This is a genomic window from Amycolatopsis thailandensis (genome assembly GCF_042723255.1).
GTDB lineage: Bacteria > Actinomycetota > Actinomycetes > Mycobacteriales > Pseudonocardiaceae > Amycolatopsis > Amycolatopsis thailandensis.
This window is the reverse complement of the sequence record NZ_JBHXJK010000043.1, coordinates 52327-67882: the sequence shown is the minus strand read 5'-3', so window position 1 is coordinate 67882 and position 15556 is coordinate 52327. Positions and strand designations below refer to the sequence as shown.

The following is a 15556-nucleotide window of genomic DNA, read 5'->3' as shown; positions in this document are numbered from 1 at the left end:
ACCTACACACCCACCCAAGTACATCACCCCCCCCTTCCTTGCGCCAGCCGCAAGGAAGGGGGCCTTCATGTACTGCAGGAGGGCAAGCACCACTCAGCCGAAGAACTTCACGACCTCCGTGTACGCCAGGTACGCGAACATCGCCAGGCACACGCCCAACAGTCCATTCGAGACCCAGCCGGACCGACCTTCCCGCGGCACCCGCGAAGTGTTCAGCAGCACCAGCAACGTCGCCGCCAGGAACGGCATGAACAACGCGCCCAGCACGCCGTAGATCACGGTGAGCTGGAAGGGCTGGTCCAGGAACAGCAAGGCCATCGGCGGAAAAGTCAGCCACAGCACGTATCCCCGGTACGCGACACTGCGTTCCCCGGCCTTCTTTTCGTACGTCTCAACGCTTTCCGTCGTGTTCCCGGGCAGCCGCAGAATGCGCCACCAGTCCGCGAAGAGCAGGCTCACGCCGTGCCAGACACCGATCACCGACGTGAACGAGACCGCGAAAAAGCCGATCAGGAAAGGAATCCGTGCCCATTGCCCGTAATCGGCGGCGAGGGTGTCGCCGAGGAACAGCAGGCCCTTGTCGCCCGAGATGATCTTCTGACCCAGCAGCAGTTCCGCGCCGACGATCAGCATCGCGATCACGAAGATCCCGGTCATGACGTACCCGACGGCGTTGTCCGTGCGCATCATCGGCAGCCACTTCGCCGAACGCCAGCCCTTCGCGAGCGTCCAGTAGCCGTACGCCGCCATGGTGATCGTGCCGCCGACGCCACCGACCAGGCCGAGGACGTAGACGAGCGACCCGTCGGGCAGGGTCGGGACGGCGCCCTTGAACAGTGCGGCGAAGTCCGGGACGACGAGGATCGCGGTGCCGACCACGGTCACGAACATCACGCCGGTGAGCACCGTCATCAGCTTCTCGATGATCGCGTAGCGGCCGAACCACACCAGCGCGAAGCCGAGCAGGCCGCAGATCATCGCCCAGTACCGCACCGGAAGCGCGGGGAAGAGCGCGTTCAGCGGTAGCCCCGACGCCGACATCGCGGTCGCGCCGTAGACGAAACCCCAGATCACCGCGTAGATCCCGAAGTAGATCAGCGCCCAGACCCCGAGTGTCCGCCAGCCGGCGAGGATCGTCCGGCCCGACGTCAGATGCCAGCGGCCGACGGCTTCGGCCAGCGCGAGTTTGAAGATCGTCCCGACGAGCACCGCCCACAGCAGCGTGTACCCGAAGCGCGAGCCCGCCACCATGGTCGCGACGAGGTCGCCCGCGCCGACCCCGGTCGCCGCGGCCATGATCCCGGGTCCGACCTGGCGCAGCCGTGCGCGCCAGCCGACGGGCGGTTCTTCCAGTTGGTCGGTCACCGTTGAACTCGACATGCGGTGGAACGTAACCCGCGTCACACCTGGAGCAAAACGGACGAACACGACTCTTTACCGTCTCTTAGGGAAGGTCGCCCGACCGGACCAATGAACCGTTCACCGCGCCTGCGGACCGGTTCTCAAGCGGGCCGGAGTACCGTCGTAGAGGTGTTTCCTGAGCATCGTCCCCGCAGGCTCCGTACCACTCCGGCCATGCGCAGGCTGGTCGGTGAGACGTCGCTGCGCCCGCGCCAGCTGATCCTCCCGATGTTCGTGGCCGAGGGCATCGACGCGCCCCGCCCGATCTCCAGCATGCCGGGGGTCGTCCAGCACACCCGTGACACGCTGCGCAAAGCCGCCGTCGACGCGGTCAACGCCGGTGTCGGCGGCCTGATGCTGTTCGGCATCCCGGCGACGCGGGACGCGGAAGGCTCCGGCGCGATCGACCCGGACGGCATCCTCAACATCGCCCTGCGCGACCTGAGGTCCGAGCTCGGCGACGCGACGGTCCTGATGGCCGACACGTGCCTCGACGAGTTCACCGACCACGGCCACTGCGGCGTCCTCGACGCCGACGGCGGTGTCGACAACGACGCGACCCTGCGCGTGTACGCGGAAATGGGGCTGGCCCAGGCGGAAGCGGGTGCGCACCTGCTCGGGCCCAGCGGCATGATGGACGGCCAGGTCGGCGTCATCCGCGCCGCGCTCGACCGCGCCGGGCGCACGGACACCGGGATCCTCGCCTACTCGGCGAAGTTCGCCAGCGCGTTCTACGGCCCCTTCCGTGAGGCCGTCGACTCGCAGCTGAAGGGCGACCGGAAGACGTACCAGCAGGACCCGGGCAACGTCCGCGAAGCGCTGCGCGAGATCGAGCTGGACATCGCCGAGGGCGCCGACATGGTCATGGTCAAACCCGCCCTGTCCTATTTGGACGTCATCAGGGCGGCGGCCGAGGCGTCGCCGGTTCCGGTGGCGGCGTACAACATCTCGGGCGAGTACGCGATGGTCGAGGCCGCGGCGGCGAACGGCTGGCTCGACCGCGAGCGCACGATCGTCGAGGTGCTGACCTCGATCCGCCGCGCGGGCGCGGACATGATCCTCACCTACTGGGCCGCCGAAGCCGCCGCCTGGCTGGACTGACCGGCCGGACCACGTAGGCTGCCGTTCGTGACCGACAGCAAAGCGGGCGAAACGGACGACGAGCGTCGCAAGCGGGGGAGGGCGCCCGATCCGATCCTGCCTGGTCAGACGCCGCCGAAGATCGCGGTGCCGAAGCCGGTCGCCATCTCGTTCTGGCTGTGGATCCTCGCCGGGGTCGTCCTGGTGGCGGGGCAGATCGCCCTGCTCGTGCTCAAAGACGAGCTGACCGCGGGGATCCTCGATCAGATCAAGAAGAACCCGGTCCCCGGCCAGCCCGCGGATCCGGCGCTGGTCGCGTCCGGCGTGACCACCCTGCTGTGGATGCTGTTCGGTGGCGCGGTCACCTTCGCCGTCCTGTTCGCGTTGTTCGCGTACAAGGCCCGCGAGGGAACGCGATCGGCCAGGACGGTCCTCACCGTGGGGGCGGTCTTCCTGGTGCTGGTGGAGCTGCTGATCCTGCGCGGTTCGCTCAACGTGTTCCTGCTGGTCTCCACCCTGCTGGTGGCGATCGCGCTGGTCCTGATGTACCTGCCCAGCGTCTCCGACTTCTTCCCGAAGATCGGACGCGAGTTGCGATGACGTCCGAGCCGGCCCTCTACGGCGAACCCGGCGTCGGCTGGACGGCGTTGCTCTGGGCACCGTTGTTCGCCGCCGCCGGGCTGCTCGCCGAGCTGGCGACCGGCGGCCCGGTCCACTGGCTCGCCTGGATCCTGGTCGCGGTGGGTCTGGTGGCGATCACCGTGCCGTGGGTCTACGCCCGCCGCCGGTATCTCTCGCTCGAAGTCACTCCCGACGGCTACCGGCAAGGCCGGGAAACCCTGGAGGCGGCGCGGATCACCGAGGTCATCGAGGACGAGGAGACGCCGATCGGATCGCGGGTGCTCGGCGGCGGCTGGACGATCCCCAAGAAGCACGGCGAGGTCGGGTTGAAGCTCGACGACGGTGTCTACGTCCGCGCCTGGGCCAAAGACCCGGACGCCCTCCGCGAGGCTCTTCGGGATTTGGTGCGTGCTCGCACCACAGAGTCATGAGAAACTGCTCACCGTGATCGACCTTCCTCAGCCGACCGGCGCCGATCTGTGGCCACCGGAGGACACCCGGCCGGCGGCCCGGCTGCACAAACCCCTGCGCGCTCTGGTGGGGGCCGTCGAGCTGATCCTCGCCGCGCTCGCGGTGTGGGGCGCCTTCGCGTGCTGGAAGGCCGGTGTCGTCCCGGTCGTGATCACCTACAACGAGACGACGACGCTGGAATCGCAGCGTTACTTCGGCGGTCCGCTCGCGGGCGCCATCGGGCTGAGCGTGCTGGCCGCGATCCTCGTCGTGGACGCGATCCGCCAGTTCCTGCTCGCCGTCCGGGCCAAGGGCCGCAAACCGAAAGATTAGTTGAGCCAGACGACGGCGGCGTTGACCGCGGTCGAGAACAGCAGCCACAGCAGATACGGCACGAGCAGCCAGGCCGCGAGCTTCGACCGGCGGGCGAACTCCATCATCGTGATGGGCACCACGAAGTCCAGGACGACGACGTCGGCCAGCGCCAGGACGTGTGCGCTGCCCGCGAAGAACAGCGGTGTCCACAGCAGAGTCAACAGCAGGCAGAGGCCGTAGAAGGCGAAGCCGCGCGTTTCGCCGTCGGTCCGCCAGTAGCACCAGCCCGCGACGGCGACCAGGAGGAGCAGCGCCGACCACACCGGGCCGTAGAGCCAGCCCGGCGGCGCCCACGACGGGCGGGCCAGCAGGTTCTGCGCTTCCGAGCGGGTGGCCACGGCGAGCGCGGCCACCGCCCCCACGATCGCGGACAGGGCGATGAATCCGGTCAGGGCCTGCCAGCGCAGGCGGCGGTGGTGGGTCGGCGGAGACGGCACCATGGACACGGGGATTCCTCCGCGAGGGTTTCGACGGGAGTGCTTCCCACCCTAGTGGGCCTGGTCACGCCGTGCCCGGAACCGCGACGCCTCGGCGGCGGGTGTCATCCGGGATTTGCGAGACTGGGGGCGTGACTACCGGAGTCGATCAGTCCAAGGCATGGTTCGAACGAGCGAAGGCCGCGGTCCCGGGCGGGGTGAACTCCCCGGTGCGGGCCTTCAACTCCGTCGGCGGCACCCCACGCTTCATGGTGCGCGGCGAGGGTCCGTATCTCTGGGACGCCGACGGCAACCGCTATGTCGATCTGGTCTCCTCGTGGGGGCCGATGATCCTCGGGCACGCGCATCCGGACGTCGTCGCCGCGGCGCGCGATGCCGCCGTCAACGGGCTGTCGTTCGGCACCCCGACGCGCGGTGAGGTCGAACTCGCCGAGGAGATCATCGGACGCGTGGAGCCGGTGGAGCAGGTCCGCCTGGTCAACTCCGGCACCGAAGCGACGATGAGCGCGATCCGGCTGGCCAGGGGCTTCACCGGCCGGGCGAAGATCATCAAGTTCGCGGGCTGCTACCACGGTCACGTCGACGCGCTGCTCGCCGAAGCGGGCTCCGGCGTCGCGACCCTCGGCCTCCCGACGTCGCCCGGCGTCACCGGTGCGCAGGCGGCCGACACGATCGTCCTGCCCTACAACGACCTCGACGCGGTCCGGAAGTCCTTTGTGGACAATCTGGAGTCGATCGCCGCGATCATCACCGAAGCCGCAGCCGGCAACATGGGTGCCATCGCCCCGGCCGAAGGCTTCAACGCCGGGCTCAAGGAGATCGCGCGCGAACACGGCGCGCTCCTGATCATGGACGAGGTGATGACCGGGTTCCGCGTCTCGAAGTCGGGCTGGTTCGGCCTCGACGGCGTCGCCGGCGACCTCTACACCTTCGGCAAGGTGATGTCCGGCGGGCTGCCCGCCGCGGCCTTCGGCGGCCGCGCCGACGTGATGGCGAAGCTGGCCCCGGGCGGGCCGGTGTACCAGGCCGGGACGCTTTCGGGGAACCCCGTCGCCGTCGCCGCCGGACTCGCGACGCTGCGCGCGGCCGACGACGCCGTGTACGCGGCCCTCGACGCCAACGCGAAGCGGCTCGGCGACCTGTTCGACCGGTCGCTGACCGAAGCGGGCGTCGCGCACACCGTGCAATACGCGGGCAACCTGGTCAGCGTGTTCTTCAGTGAGAACCCGGTGACGAACTACCCGGGCGCGCAGGCTTCGGAGACCTGGCGGTTCCCGGCGTTCTTCCACGCGCTGCTGGACAACGGCGTGTACGGGCCGCCGAGCGCGTACGAAGCCTGGTTCGTCAACGCGGCCATGGGCGACGCCGAATTCGAGATCATCTCCTCCGCGCTGCGCGTCGCGGCTCGCGCGGCGGCCGAGGCGGTCCAGGCGTGAGCGAGACGACGATCGTGCACCTGCTCCGCCACGGTGAGGTGCACAACCCGGACAAGATCCTGTACGGCCGCCTGCCCGGCTTCAAGCTCTCGGACCGCGGCCAGCGCCAGGCGCTGACCGTCGCCGAGGCCGTCGCGACGCACGACATCACGCACGTCGTCGCTTCGCCGCTTCAGCGCGCTCAGGAGACCGCGGCGCCGATCGCGGCCGCGCACCGGCTCGACGTCGCGACCGACGATCGGCTCATCGAGGCGGACAACCAGTTCGAGGGCGAGCGGGTCGCCGTCGGCGATGGCGCCCTTCGCCAGCCGAAGCACTGGCCGAAGCTGGTCAACCCGTTCCGGCCGTCGTGGGGTGAGCCGTACGTCGAGATCGCGCACCGCATGCTCGGCGCGATCCACCGGGCGCGGCGGGCGGCCGAGGGCCACGAGGCGCTGTGCGTCTCGCACCAGCTGCCGATCTGGACCGTACGGCGGTTCCTGGAGGCGAAGCGGCTCTGGCACGACCCGCGCAACCGGCAGTGCTCGCTCGCTTCGCTGACCAGCCTGGTCTTCGAGGGCGAGGAACTCGTGCGGATCGTCTACAGCGAGCCCGCCGGCACGACCGACCCGAAGGTGACGGGGGCATGAAACGCGCGCTGGCGGCCATGGCGGTGCTGCTGCTCGTCGTCACGGGCTGCACCACCGGCAAGGACGCCGTCGTCACCGGCGGCACGTTCAACTTCGTGTCGCCGGGCGGGAAGGTCGACATCACCTACGACGTCGCGGACCGCCAGCCGTCGCCGACGCTGTCCGGCGACGACCTGATGAACGAGGGCAAGCAGCTTTCGATCGCGGACTTCCCCGGCAAGGTCATCGTGCTGAACCTGTGGGGCCAGTGGTGCGGGCCGTGCCGCGTCGAGGCGCCGGAGATGCAGAAGGTCTACGACCATACCAAGGCGTCCGGCGTCCAGGTGGTCGGCATCGACCTGCGCGACAACGACCGTGCCCCGGCACAGGACTTCATGCGGGACCGGAAGCTGTCGTACCCGTCGATCTACGACCCGTCGGGGCGGACGCTGCTGCAGCTCTCGGGCTACCCGCGCAACATCATCCCGTCGACGATCGTGCTGGACAAACAGCACCGCGTCGCGGCGGTGTTCCTGCGGGACCTGCTGGCTTCGGACCTGCTGCCGGTCGTCCAGCGCCTGGCCGCCGAACCCGCCTGACCCCTCCCTCTCGCATTTCGTCCTCTGGATGCGGTCCTTGCACGGGCAACTACCGCATTCAGAGGACGAAACGCGATGGTCTGTCGGTCCGAGTGGTTATCCTCCTCGCCACGGCCGCCCGGAAGCGGCTCTGAACTGGGGAGAAGGAAATGACGACCGCTTCGGATGTGCCCAGATCCGGGCAGAGTGACGCCGAGGCCATGATCGCGGAGGCCAAGAAGGCCTTCTGGGTCATGGTCGGCGTGCTCGTGGTGCTCTGGCTGATCCAGATCTACAACGCGGTGGGCGGCTACAGCCTCATGTACGAGTACGGGACACGGGCGCGCGAGATCAGCTCGCTGCCGACAGTGCTCACCGCGCCGCTGCTGCACGCCAGCTGGGGGCACATCGAGTTCAACTCGGGGCCGCTGTTCATCTTCGGGTTCCTCGCGGCGTATCGCGGGGTGAAGAAGTTCCTCAGCGTCACGGTGCTGATCGCGGTGCTGAGCGGGCTCGGCGCCTGGACGCTCCACGACTCCGGCACGGTCGGCGTCGGCGCGAGTGGCCTGGTCATGGGGTACTTCGGGTACGTCCTGGTGCGCGGGATCTTCGACCGGCACAAGATCGACATCGTCATCGGGCTGGTGATGGCGCTGTGCTTCGCCTACCAGTTCGCCGGCCTGTTCCCGCAGGACGCGAGAGTCAGCTGGCAGGCGCACCTCTTCGGGTTCCTCGGCGGCCTGATCGGCGGCTGGGTGTTCCGGGACCGCCGTCCCAAGCCCGAGGTCACCGCGCCCGCGTTCCCCACCATCCCGCTCACCCCGCCCGACTCCCCCAAGTAGAGCGTTTCGTCCTCTGGATGCGGTCCTTGCGCGTGCAACTACCGCATCCAGAGGACGAAATGCGGGAAACGACGACGGGACCAACGTCCTGACCGGGTGCGACGTAGGTCCCGTTGAGGGCGCCCCGGCGTTTTCACTCCGACCACACTGCCTACGCTCAGCCGGGTGAACTCCGTTACCGAGCTGGCCTTGACCGGGCCACTGCTGCTCGCAGCGGGTGTCGCGCTGCTGGCCGGGACGATCTCCTTCGCGTCGCCGTGCGTCGTGCCGCTGGTGCCCGGGTATCTCGCGTACCTGGCGGCGCTGGTCGGCGCGGACGCCCCCGCGGTCAGCGCCGACGAGGAGCGCAAGAAGGGCCGGTTCGCCGTCGTCGGCGCGGCGGCCCTGTTCGTGCTGGGGTTCACCGTCGTCTTCGTGGTGACGCTGGGGACGCTGGTGTGGATCGCCGACGCCGTCGCGGTCAACATGGAACTCCTCCAGCGCCTCGGCGGCGTGCTGACGATCGCGATGGCGCTGGTCTTCATCGGCTGGATCCCCGGCCTGCAGCGCGAGTTCCGCTCGCATCACGTGCCGCGCGGCGGACTGTGGGGCGCGCCGGTGCTCGGCGCGGTGTTCGGGCTCGGCTGGACGCCGTGCATCGGGCCGACGCTGTCCGCGGTCATCTCCATGGCCAGCGCCACCGGCGGGGCGGCGGCGCGCGGGTACGTGCTGATCCTGGTCTACTGCCTCGGCCTCGGCCTGCCCTTCCTGCTCATCGCGTTCGGCACCCGCTGGGCCGTCCGCGCCACCGACTGGCTGCGCCGCCACGGCCGTCAGGTGCAGGTCTTCGGCGGCGTCCTGCTGCTGATCGTCGGCCTGCTGCTGGTGACCGGCCTGTGGGGCGACATGACCGGCTGGATCCGGAACACCCTCGTGACCGACATCAGGCTGCCCTTGTGACCACCGAATACCGTCCGACGCCGCTGAAGCGGGTCCTCTCGTTCCTGCGCAACACCTGGCGCGGGCTGACGTCGATGCGCACCGCGCTGGTGCTGCTGTTCCTGCTCGCGCTGGCCGCGATGCCCGGCGCCCTGCTGCCGCAGCGGAACCTCAACGCCGCCAAGACCGACGAGTACATCGCCGCGCACGGCTGGTGGGGCGAACTGCTCGACCGCACGCAGTTCTTCGAGGTCTACGGCAGCGTCTGGTTCTCGGCGATCTACATCCTGCTGATGGTCTCGCTCATCGGCTGTCTCGCGCCGCGCAGCTTCGAATACGCGAAGGCGATGCGCGCGAAGCCGGTGATCACGCCGCGCAAGCTCTCGCGGATGCCGCATCACGTGTCCACCACGACCGACCGGACCGCCGAGACGGTCATGAAGGACACTCACGAGCTCCTCAAGGGCTGGCGCCGTGTCGAGCGCGAAGAGGCCGACGGTGTCCGAAGCATCTCCGCCGAACGCGGGTACCTCCGCGAGACCGGCAACCTCGTCTTCCACTTCGGCATGCTCGGCCTGATCGTCTTCTTCGCCCTCGGCAAGCTCTTCGGCTACGAGGGCCAGGTCATCGTCCAGGCCGACAACAGCCAGTGGTGCAACGCCGGCATCCTCGGCTACGACACCTTCAACGCCGGGCTGCGCGTCGACGGCACCGACCTCAACCCCTTCTGCATCCGGCTGAAGGACTTCGAGGCGCGCTACACCGCGACCGGGCAAGCGAACTACTACCACTCCAACATGGAGTACCAGTCCGGCGAAGACCTGAAGACCGGCGCGTGGAAGCCGTACGGGCTCGAGGTCAACTCGCCGCTGCGCACCGCGGGCGACCGCGTCTACCTGCTGAACTTCGGCTACTCGCCGAAGTTCACGGTGACCTTCCCCGACGGCACCGTGCGCACCAACATCACGCCGTGGCGTCCCGCCGACGAGCCGACGAAGCTCTCCGAAGGCGCGACGAAGATCGACCAGCCGGGCATCACCGACCCGATCGAACGCCGCACCCGTCAGCTCGCGATCACCGGCCTCCTCGCGCCGACCGCGTTCATGCACGGCAACGTGCTGACGTCGTCGCGGCCCGAAGCGAACAAACCGGCGGTGGCGGTCGACATCTACCGCGGCGACCTCGGCCTCGACGCCGGACGAGGGCAGTCGATCTTCCAGATCGACCAATCGCTCGTCGAGGACGGCAGGCTCAAGAAGCTCACCCGGCAGAACCTGGACCAGGGGCAGGAGACCGTGCTGGACGACGGCACGAAGGTCCGCTTCGACGGCGTCCAGGAATGGGTCGCCATCCAGGTCTCGCACGATCCCGTGCAGGGCTGGGTACTGGTCTGCGCGGTCGCGATGCTGATCGGGCTGGCCGGATCGTTGCTGGTCAAACGGCGCCGGGTCTGGGTCCGGGTGACCCCGGCCCGCGAAGGTGAGACGGGTACCGTGATCGAGGTCGCCGGGCTGGCGCGCACCGATCAGGCGGGCTACGGAGAAGAGTTCCAGCGGATCAGCGGCAAGCTGGTCCAGGGGCAGAGAGGCAACTAGAGGTCATGCCGATCAACGAGACGCTGTCCCAGTACAGCGACTACTCCTACACCACCGCGACGGCGATCTACGTCCTCGCGCTGATGTTCGCGCTCATCGAGCAGGGCTTCGGGGCGAAGGGCCGCCTGGCGGCGGAGCGCTCCAAGCAGAAGGCCCGCGAACTGGTCGGCGCCGGCGGTCCGTCGGTGACCGGGGTGACGGCGGTGGCACCCGCCGAGCCGCCGCGCGAGATCGGCCGCCCCGAGCGCATCGGCCGCATGGGCGCCGCGCTGCTGGTGCTCGCCGCGCTGCTGCACCTTGCCGCGATCGTGCTGCGCGGGTTCGCCGTGCACCGCGCGCCGTGGGGCAACATGTACGAGTACGGCATGGCCACGACCTTCATCGCGGTCCTGACCTGGATCGTCATCCTGCGGAAGTTCCCGGTCCGCCACCTCACCGGCTTCCTGCTCACGCCGGTCGTGATCCTGATGTTCATCAACGGCACGATGCTGTACACGACGGCCGCGCCGGTGCAGCCCGCGCTCCAGTCGTACTGGCTGATCATCCACGTCTCCGCCGCCATCATCGGCTCGGGTGTCTTCCTGGTCCCCGGCGTCGCGAGCGTCCTTTACCTCTTCCGCTCCGCCCACGACGACAACCCGGCCAAGTTCCCCAAGTTCGGCCCGAAGCTGCCGACCGCGGACGTGCTCGACCGCATCGCCTACCGCACGACCATCTTCGCGTTCCCCGTCTTCACCTTCGGCGTGCTGTGCGGCGCCGTCTGGGCCGAAGCGGCCTGGGGCCGGTTCTGGGGATGGGACCCGAAGGAGACCGTCGCGTTCGTCGCGTGGGTCATCTACGCGGCGTACCTGCACTCCCGCGCGACCGCGGGCTGGCGGGGCAAGCGGGCGGCGATCATCAACGTCGTCGGTTTCTCCGCGACGGTGTTCAACCTGTTCTTCGTGAACCTGGTGACTTCCGGTCTGCACTCCTACGCCGGGGGCTGACCGTCGCCGCTGCACGCGAGCCGACTACCGTCAATACTGAGGTAACGGGGGAAGACGTGCGCGGAGGAGGAATTCAGCGGTGACCGGACCCAGCGAAGAATCGGCTCCTGGCCACCCCGAACCCACCGAGAGCGCCCAGCCCTCGGAGTTGTTCTCCGAGGACCGGACGGATTCGGCGCCGCATCCGCCCGCGAGCGCCTTCGAGGCCGAGCCGACCCAGGTCGTCCAGCCCCAGTATCCGCAGCAGCAGGGGCAGTACGCGCAGCAGCAGCCCGCTCAGCAACCGCCGCTGCCGCAGCCGTCGCACGGGCAGTACCAGCAGCCCTACGACCAGAACCTGCCGCCGTTGCAGCCGCAGCAGGTCCAGCAGCCGGCCGCCCAGTACCCGCCTCAGCAGCAGCAATACGCGCCTCAGCAGCAGCCGGTCCCGGGGCTCCCGCAGCCACAGGGCAGGCACGCGTTGCCGGACGAGCTCGCCACCGCGAGCCTGGTCAAACCGCAGAAGCGCAAGCCGCAGTCGGGATGGCGCAAGGCGCTATATGTGGGCACGGGCAAGCTCATCAACCCGGGGGAGAGCCCGGCCGACACCCGCAAGCGCGAGCTGATCGCGCAGATCAACCAGCCGCTGCGCGGGTGCTACAAGATCGCGATGCTGAGCCTCAAGGGCGGCGTCGGCAAGACCACCACGACGACCACGCTGGGCTCGACGTTCGCGTCGCTGCGCGGTGACCGGGTCGTCGCCGTCGACGCGAACCCGGACCGGGGGACGCTGTCGCAGAAGATCCCGATCGAGACCACCGCGACCGTCCGCCACCTGCTGCGCGACGCGGACAAGATCACCAGGTACAGCGACGTCCGTTCGTACACGTCGCAGGGCGGGAGCAGGCTGGAGATCCTCGCCAGCGAGCAGGATCCGGCGGTTTCGGAGGCGTTCTCCGAGGACGACTACCGGCGCACGGTCAACCTGCTGGAGCACTTCTACAACATCGTGCTCACCGACTGCGGGACCGGTTTGATGCACTCGGCGATGAAGGGCGTCCTGGACGTCGCGGACGCGCTGGTGGTGGTCTCGTCGGGCTCCGTCGACGGCGCGCGCAGTGCTTCGGCCACCCTCGACTGGCTGGAGGCGCACGGCTACGGCGACCTGGTCAAACGGTCCGTCGCGGTGATCAACTCGGTGCGGCCGAAGGGCGGCTCCGTCGACCTCGACAAGCTCTCCGCGCACTTCGGCGCGCGGGTCCGCTCGGTCTGCCGCATCCCGTTCGACCCGCACCTGGAAGAGGGCGCCGAGATCGAACTGGACCGCCTCGACGCCGACACCCGGCTGGCCCTGCTGGAACTGGCCGCCACCGTCGCCGACGGCTTCGGTGGCCAGCAGTACCAGCCGATCCAGCCCTAGTTTTTACTCTTTGTCTTCGTCTTTACCCTTGCGCTGTTGCTCGCCGAGCTTGCGCAGGAAGTCGGGGTCGTCGTCCGGGGCCAGCGTCGGCCGCGACGAGGGCACGCCGACGCGCTCGATCCCGAACGCGCGCCACAAGACCACGGCGACGGTGAGCGCTCCGATGGCCGCGAGCAGATAGATCATGCTCGGTCCCTTTCCGCGTGGAGGACGTTGCTCAGTCCCACGAGGCTAGCCTCTTTGCCGCGCGCGGGGGGACCCACGGATACCCCAATGTGACGAAGGGCCGTCTTGAGCCCTTCGTCACCGGAGTCCCGTTTGGGAGAAATGCCTGTTCAGACCTTGCGAGCGGGTTCGCTGGCGTCGGTGGTGAGCTCGGCGAGGAGCTCGTTCACTTCGGCCTCACGGAACCGGCGGTGCCCGCCGGGAGTGCGGATCGAGCCGATCCGGCCCGCGGTCGCCCATCGGGTCACGGTCTTGGGGTCAACCCGGAACAGGGCCGCCACTTCACCGGGGGTGAGCAACCTTCCGCCCATGGTCGCGGTCATTTTCCGCCTCCTTCACGGCTTCACTGCTAAACCGGAGGCGGGCACAGTGCCCGTCGTGCCGGGTAGCCAACACGGCAATCGTTGCATCTCACCCGTCAGGTACTCGAACGGTTGTCCAACAGTAAAGAGCCCTTAAAGGTCAAAACCGACAACCGCGACATGGGTCTCCGGGCCCCGAGGACTTGTCACAGATGTACGAAAACGCGCCCTGATCTCCCGAATCGGGCCCCGGCCCCTAAGGTGTAGCGGTGGACCAGGTGGATCGGAAGATCATCGCGGCATTGCGGGAGAACGGGCGGGCTACCTACGCCGACCTCGGCCGGTCTGTCGGGCTCTCGGCGTCGTCAGTGCACGAACGGGTCGGCAAACTCGAGGCCGCCGGCGTGATCACCGGCTACCACGCCATGGTCGATCCCAGCACCGTCGGACTCGGGGTGACGGCGCTCGTCGGCATCCACCCCACCGACACCGCGACCGACGAGGACGTGGCGGCCGCGCTCGCGGCGCTGGACGAGGTCGAAAGCTGCTACGCCGTCGCGGGTGACGAGGCCTTCGTGGTCAAGGTGCGCGTGGCGACCGTCGACGATCTGGAGCGGTCGCTCAACCGGCTGCGGCGGATCCCCGGCGTCGGCCGGACGAACACCACCGTCGTGCTCTCCACCCGTTTCGAAGGGCGGCCCAACAACGCGGGCCTGGAGGACGAGCGGAACGGCAACGCGTAGCCTGCGTTGATGTGAGCGACAATCACCTGCCCCGAGACCTGACGTTGTACTTGCTGGCCAGGTTCGCCCTGGTCGGGGTCATCGGCGGCGGGCTGCTGCTGGCCAACGTCCCGCTGCTGGTGGCGCTGCTCGTCGGGCTGCTCGTCGGGTTGCCGCTGGGCATGCTGCTGTTCCGCTCGCTGAACGCGCGCGTGACCGCCGGGCTCGCCCGCCGCAACGAAAAGCGCGCTCGCGCCCGTGCCGAACTGCGCTCCCAGCTGCGTGGCGACCGAGCGGACGGGACGGCGTGAGCCGGCTTCACAGCCGCAGCTGGGTCCGCGAAGCCGTCCGCATCATCGAGGCCGACGCGAACCGCAGCGCCGACACGCACCTCCACGTCTTCCCGTTGCCCGCGGACTGGGGCATCGACCTGTACCTGAAGGACGAGTCCGTCCACCCGACCGGCTCGCTCAAGCACCGGCTCGCGCGTTCGCTGTTCCTGTACGGCCTGGTGAACGGTCAGATCGGGCAGGACACCGTGCTCGTGGAGGCGTCCAGCGGCTCGACGGCGGTTTCGGAGGCGTACTTCGCGCGGATGCTCGGCCTGCGGTTCATCACCGTGGTGCCGCGCAGCACCTCGCCGGAGAAGATCGCGCTCATCGAGTTCTACGGCGGCGAATGCCACTACGTCGACCGCGCGCCGGACATGTACCCGGAGGCCGAGCGGCTCGCTTCGGAGTGCAACGGCCACTACCTCGACCAGTTCACCTACGCCGAGCGCGCGACGGACTGGCGCGGGAACAACAACATCGCCGAATCGGTGTACGCGCAGATGCAGTCCGAGCGGCACCCCGTGCCGACGTGGATCGTGGTCGGCGCCGGAACCGGCGGCACGAGCGCGACCTTCGGCCGCTACGTGCGCTACAAGCGGCACACCACGAAGATCGCCGTCGTCGACCCGGAGAACTCGTCGTTCTACGGCGCCTGGGAGACCGGCGCGCTCGACTACGCGACCGGCATGCCGTCGCGGATCGAGGGAATCGGGCGGCCGCGCGTCGAGCCGTCGTTCGTGCCGGGCGTGATCGACGAGATGCTGCAAGTGCCGGACGCCGCTTCGCTCGCGGCGATCCGCGTGCTGCGTGAGCGGACCGGGCACTGGGCGGGCGGCTCGACCGGCACGAACCTCTTCGGCGCGTTCACGCTGATCTCGCGGATGGTCTCGGAAGGTCAGGCGGGCAGCGTCGTCACGCTGCTGTGCGACGGCGGCGAGCGGTACGCGAACACGTACTACGACGACGCGTGGCTGGCGCAGAAGAACATCGACATCGAGCCCTACCTGGAGAAGTACCGGGAGTTCCTGGTGAGCGGGAAGCTCGCTCCGGAGGCTTGAGATCCGCGGCCGGCTGTCCGGTGCGGGTGGGCGTTGCAGCTCCGCCTGGCCGCTCGACGTGGCCGGTGAGTGCGTGAGGGGGTGTGTGGAAATAGGGACGTTCAACGTCCCTGTTTCCACACACCCCACGTCTCCTCGGCTGCCCGGCCGGGACAGTGTTGATTTATTGTAGTCCAAAGCACCCAAATCCA

General features: G+C 68.8%; 19 protein-coding genes. 15 read left to right on the top strand and 4 right to left on the bottom strand.

Going from position 1 to position 15556, the window contains the following annotated elements; translation table 11 throughout:
- Positions 1 to 93: 93 nt before the first annotated feature.
- Positions 94 to 1365 (bottom strand): Nramp family divalent metal transporter, encoded by a 1272-nt coding sequence (locus tag ACFWMR_RS19155; RefSeq protein WP_378379302.1) that lies wholly within the window; start codon positions 1363 to 1365, stop codon positions 94 to 96.
- 165 nt (positions 1366 to 1530) lie between these two features.
- Here ACFWMR_RS19155 and hemB point away from each other — a divergent pair, with 165 nt between their 5' ends.
- Genes hemB through ACFWMR_RS19135 form a run of 4 tightly spaced genes read left to right on the top strand, consistent with a single transcriptional unit; the run spans position 1531 to position 3885 of the window.
- Positions 1531 to 2502: a porphobilinogen synthase gene (hemB, locus tag ACFWMR_RS19150; protein WP_378379301.1), complete on the top strand. Its 972-nt coding sequence runs from the start codon at positions 1531 to 1533 to the stop codon at positions 2500 to 2502.
- Positions 2503 to 2529: 27 nt separating this feature from the next.
- Positions 2530 to 3081, top strand: a complete 552-nt coding sequence (locus ACFWMR_RS19145) for a hypothetical protein (RefSeq protein ID WP_093939098.1) — start codon at positions 2530 to 2532, stop codon at positions 3079 to 3081.
- The gene (locus ACFWMR_RS19140; protein WP_378274652.1) at positions 3078 to 3533 is read left to right on the top strand and encodes a hypothetical protein; all 456 of its coding nucleotides are present in this window, start codon (positions 3078 to 3080) and stop codon (positions 3531 to 3533) included. The genes ACFWMR_RS19145 and ACFWMR_RS19140 overlap by 4 nt, the downstream gene beginning before the upstream one ends.
- Entirely contained in the window at positions 3511 to 3885 is a 375-nt protein-coding gene (locus ACFWMR_RS19135; protein WP_093939100.1) for a hypothetical protein, read from the top strand. The genes ACFWMR_RS19140 and ACFWMR_RS19135 overlap by 23 nt, the downstream gene beginning before the upstream one ends.
- Here the strand turns inward: ACFWMR_RS19135 and ACFWMR_RS19130 are convergent.
- Positions 3882 to 4373 (bottom strand): TspO/MBR family protein, encoded by a 492-nt coding sequence (locus ACFWMR_RS19130; protein WP_093939101.1) that lies wholly within the window; start codon positions 4371 to 4373, stop codon positions 3882 to 3884. The genes ACFWMR_RS19135 and ACFWMR_RS19130 overlap by 4 nt on opposite strands.
- A 122-nt stretch (positions 4374 to 4495) precedes the next feature.
- On the opposite strand from ACFWMR_RS19130, the gene hemL reads away from it, so the two are divergent.
- The 8 genes from hemL (at position 4496) to ACFWMR_RS19090 (ending at position 12726) form a co-directional block, all read left to right on the top strand.
- A complete protein-coding gene (hemL, locus tag ACFWMR_RS19125) occupies positions 4496 to 5800 on the top strand; it encodes a glutamate-1-semialdehyde 2,1-aminomutase (protein ID WP_378379300.1) in 1305 nt (434 codons plus the stop codon).
- Complete coding sequence (locus ACFWMR_RS19120; RefSeq protein ID WP_093939103.1) at positions 5797 to 6429, top strand: histidine phosphatase family protein; 633 nt, start codon at positions 5797 to 5799, stop codon at positions 6427 to 6429. Before hemL ends, ACFWMR_RS19120 begins: the two co-directional genes overlap by 4 nt.
- On the top strand, positions 6426 to 7007 hold the full coding sequence (locus tag ACFWMR_RS19115) for a TlpA family protein disulfide reductase (RefSeq protein WP_378379299.1): 582 nt from the start codon (positions 6426 to 6428) through the stop codon (positions 7005 to 7007). The genes ACFWMR_RS19120 and ACFWMR_RS19115 overlap by 4 nt, the downstream gene beginning before the upstream one ends.
- Before the next feature lie 149 nt (positions 7008 to 7156).
- The gene (locus ACFWMR_RS19110; protein WP_378379298.1) at positions 7157 to 7828 is read left to right on the top strand and encodes a rhomboid family intramembrane serine protease; all 672 of its coding nucleotides are present in this window, start codon (positions 7157 to 7159) and stop codon (positions 7826 to 7828) included.
- 165 nt (positions 7829 to 7993) lie between these two features.
- Positions 7994 to 8767 (top strand): cytochrome c biogenesis CcdA family protein, encoded by a 774-nt coding sequence (locus tag ACFWMR_RS19105; protein ID WP_378379297.1) that lies wholly within the window; start codon positions 7994 to 7996, stop codon positions 8765 to 8767.
- On the top strand, positions 8764 to 10341 hold the full coding sequence (resB, locus tag ACFWMR_RS19100; RefSeq protein ID WP_378379296.1) for a cytochrome c biogenesis protein ResB: 1578 nt from the start codon (positions 8764 to 8766) through the stop codon (positions 10339 to 10341). The genes ACFWMR_RS19105 and resB overlap by 4 nt, the downstream gene beginning before the upstream one ends.
- Before the next feature lie 5 nt (positions 10342 to 10346).
- Positions 10347 to 11327 (top strand): c-type cytochrome biogenesis protein CcsB, encoded by a 981-nt coding sequence (ccsB, locus tag ACFWMR_RS19095; protein ID WP_378379295.1) that lies wholly within the window; start codon positions 10347 to 10349, stop codon positions 11325 to 11327.
- Between the two features lie 79 nt (positions 11328 to 11406).
- Positions 11407 to 12726, top strand: coding sequence for a MinD/ParA family ATP-binding protein (locus ACFWMR_RS19090; RefSeq protein ID WP_378379294.1), 1320 nt, complete (start codon positions 11407 to 11409; stop codon positions 12724 to 12726).
- Positions 12727 to 12729: 3 nt separating this feature from the next.
- Here the strand turns inward: ACFWMR_RS19090 and ACFWMR_RS19085 are convergent, their stop codons facing one another.
- The gene (locus ACFWMR_RS19085) at positions 12730 to 12912 is read right to left on the bottom strand and encodes a hypothetical protein (RefSeq protein WP_005151794.1); all 183 of its coding nucleotides are present in this window, start codon (positions 12910 to 12912) and stop codon (positions 12730 to 12732) included.
- 149 nt (positions 12913 to 13061) lie between these two features.
- Positions 13062 to 13274: a BldC family transcriptional regulator gene (locus tag ACFWMR_RS19080; RefSeq protein WP_005151795.1), complete on the bottom strand. Its 213-nt coding sequence runs from the start codon at positions 13272 to 13274 to the stop codon at positions 13062 to 13064.
- A gap of 248 nt (positions 13275 to 13522) precedes the next feature.
- On the opposite strand from ACFWMR_RS19080, the gene ACFWMR_RS19075 reads away from it, so the two are divergent.
- The 3 genes from ACFWMR_RS19075 to ACFWMR_RS19065 are packed head-to-tail and all read left to right on the top strand — an operon-like array spanning position 13523 to position 15365.
- Positions 13523 to 13996: an Lrp/AsnC family transcriptional regulator gene (locus tag ACFWMR_RS19075; protein WP_167406446.1), complete on the top strand. Its 474-nt coding sequence runs from the start codon at positions 13523 to 13525 to the stop codon at positions 13994 to 13996.
- 11 nt (positions 13997 to 14007) lie between these two features.
- Complete coding sequence (locus ACFWMR_RS19070; protein WP_093939110.1) at positions 14008 to 14286, top strand: DUF4229 domain-containing protein; 279 nt, start codon at positions 14008 to 14010, stop codon at positions 14284 to 14286.
- Positions 14283 to 15365 carry a PLP-dependent cysteine synthase family protein gene (locus ACFWMR_RS19065; RefSeq protein WP_093939111.1) on the top strand — a complete coding sequence of 361 codons (1083 nt, stop codon included), beginning with the start codon at positions 14283 to 14285 and terminating at the stop codon, positions 15363 to 15365. Before ACFWMR_RS19070 ends, ACFWMR_RS19065 begins: the two co-directional genes overlap by 4 nt.
- Positions 15366 to 15556 lie beyond the last annotated feature (191 nt).

What these genes read in the sequence shown, in the direction of transcription:
- ACFWMR_RS19115 (WP_378379299.1), top strand. Translation starts at nt 6,426, where the DNA reads ATGAAACGCGCGCTGGCGGCCATGGCGGTGCTGCTGCTCGTCGTCACG.
- ACFWMR_RS19140 (WP_378274652.1), top strand. Translation starts at nt 3,078, where the DNA reads ATGACGTCCGAGCCGGCCCTCTACGGCGAACCCGGCGTCGGCTGGACG.
- ACFWMR_RS19080 (WP_005151795.1), bottom strand. Translation starts at nt 13,274, where the DNA reads ATGACCGCGACCATGGGCGGAAGGTTGCTCACCCCCGGTGAAGTGGCG.
- ACFWMR_RS19110 (WP_378379298.1), top strand. Translation starts at nt 7,157, where the DNA reads ATGACGACCGCTTCGGATGTGCCCAGATCCGGGCAGAGTGACGCCGAG.
- ccsB (WP_378379295.1), top strand. Translation starts at nt 10,347, where the DNA reads ATGCCGATCAACGAGACGCTGTCCCAGTACAGCGACTACTCCTACACC.
- ACFWMR_RS19085 (WP_005151794.1), bottom strand. Translation starts at nt 12,912, where the DNA reads ATGATCTATCTGCTCGCGGCCATCGGAGCGCTCACCGTCGCCGTGGTC.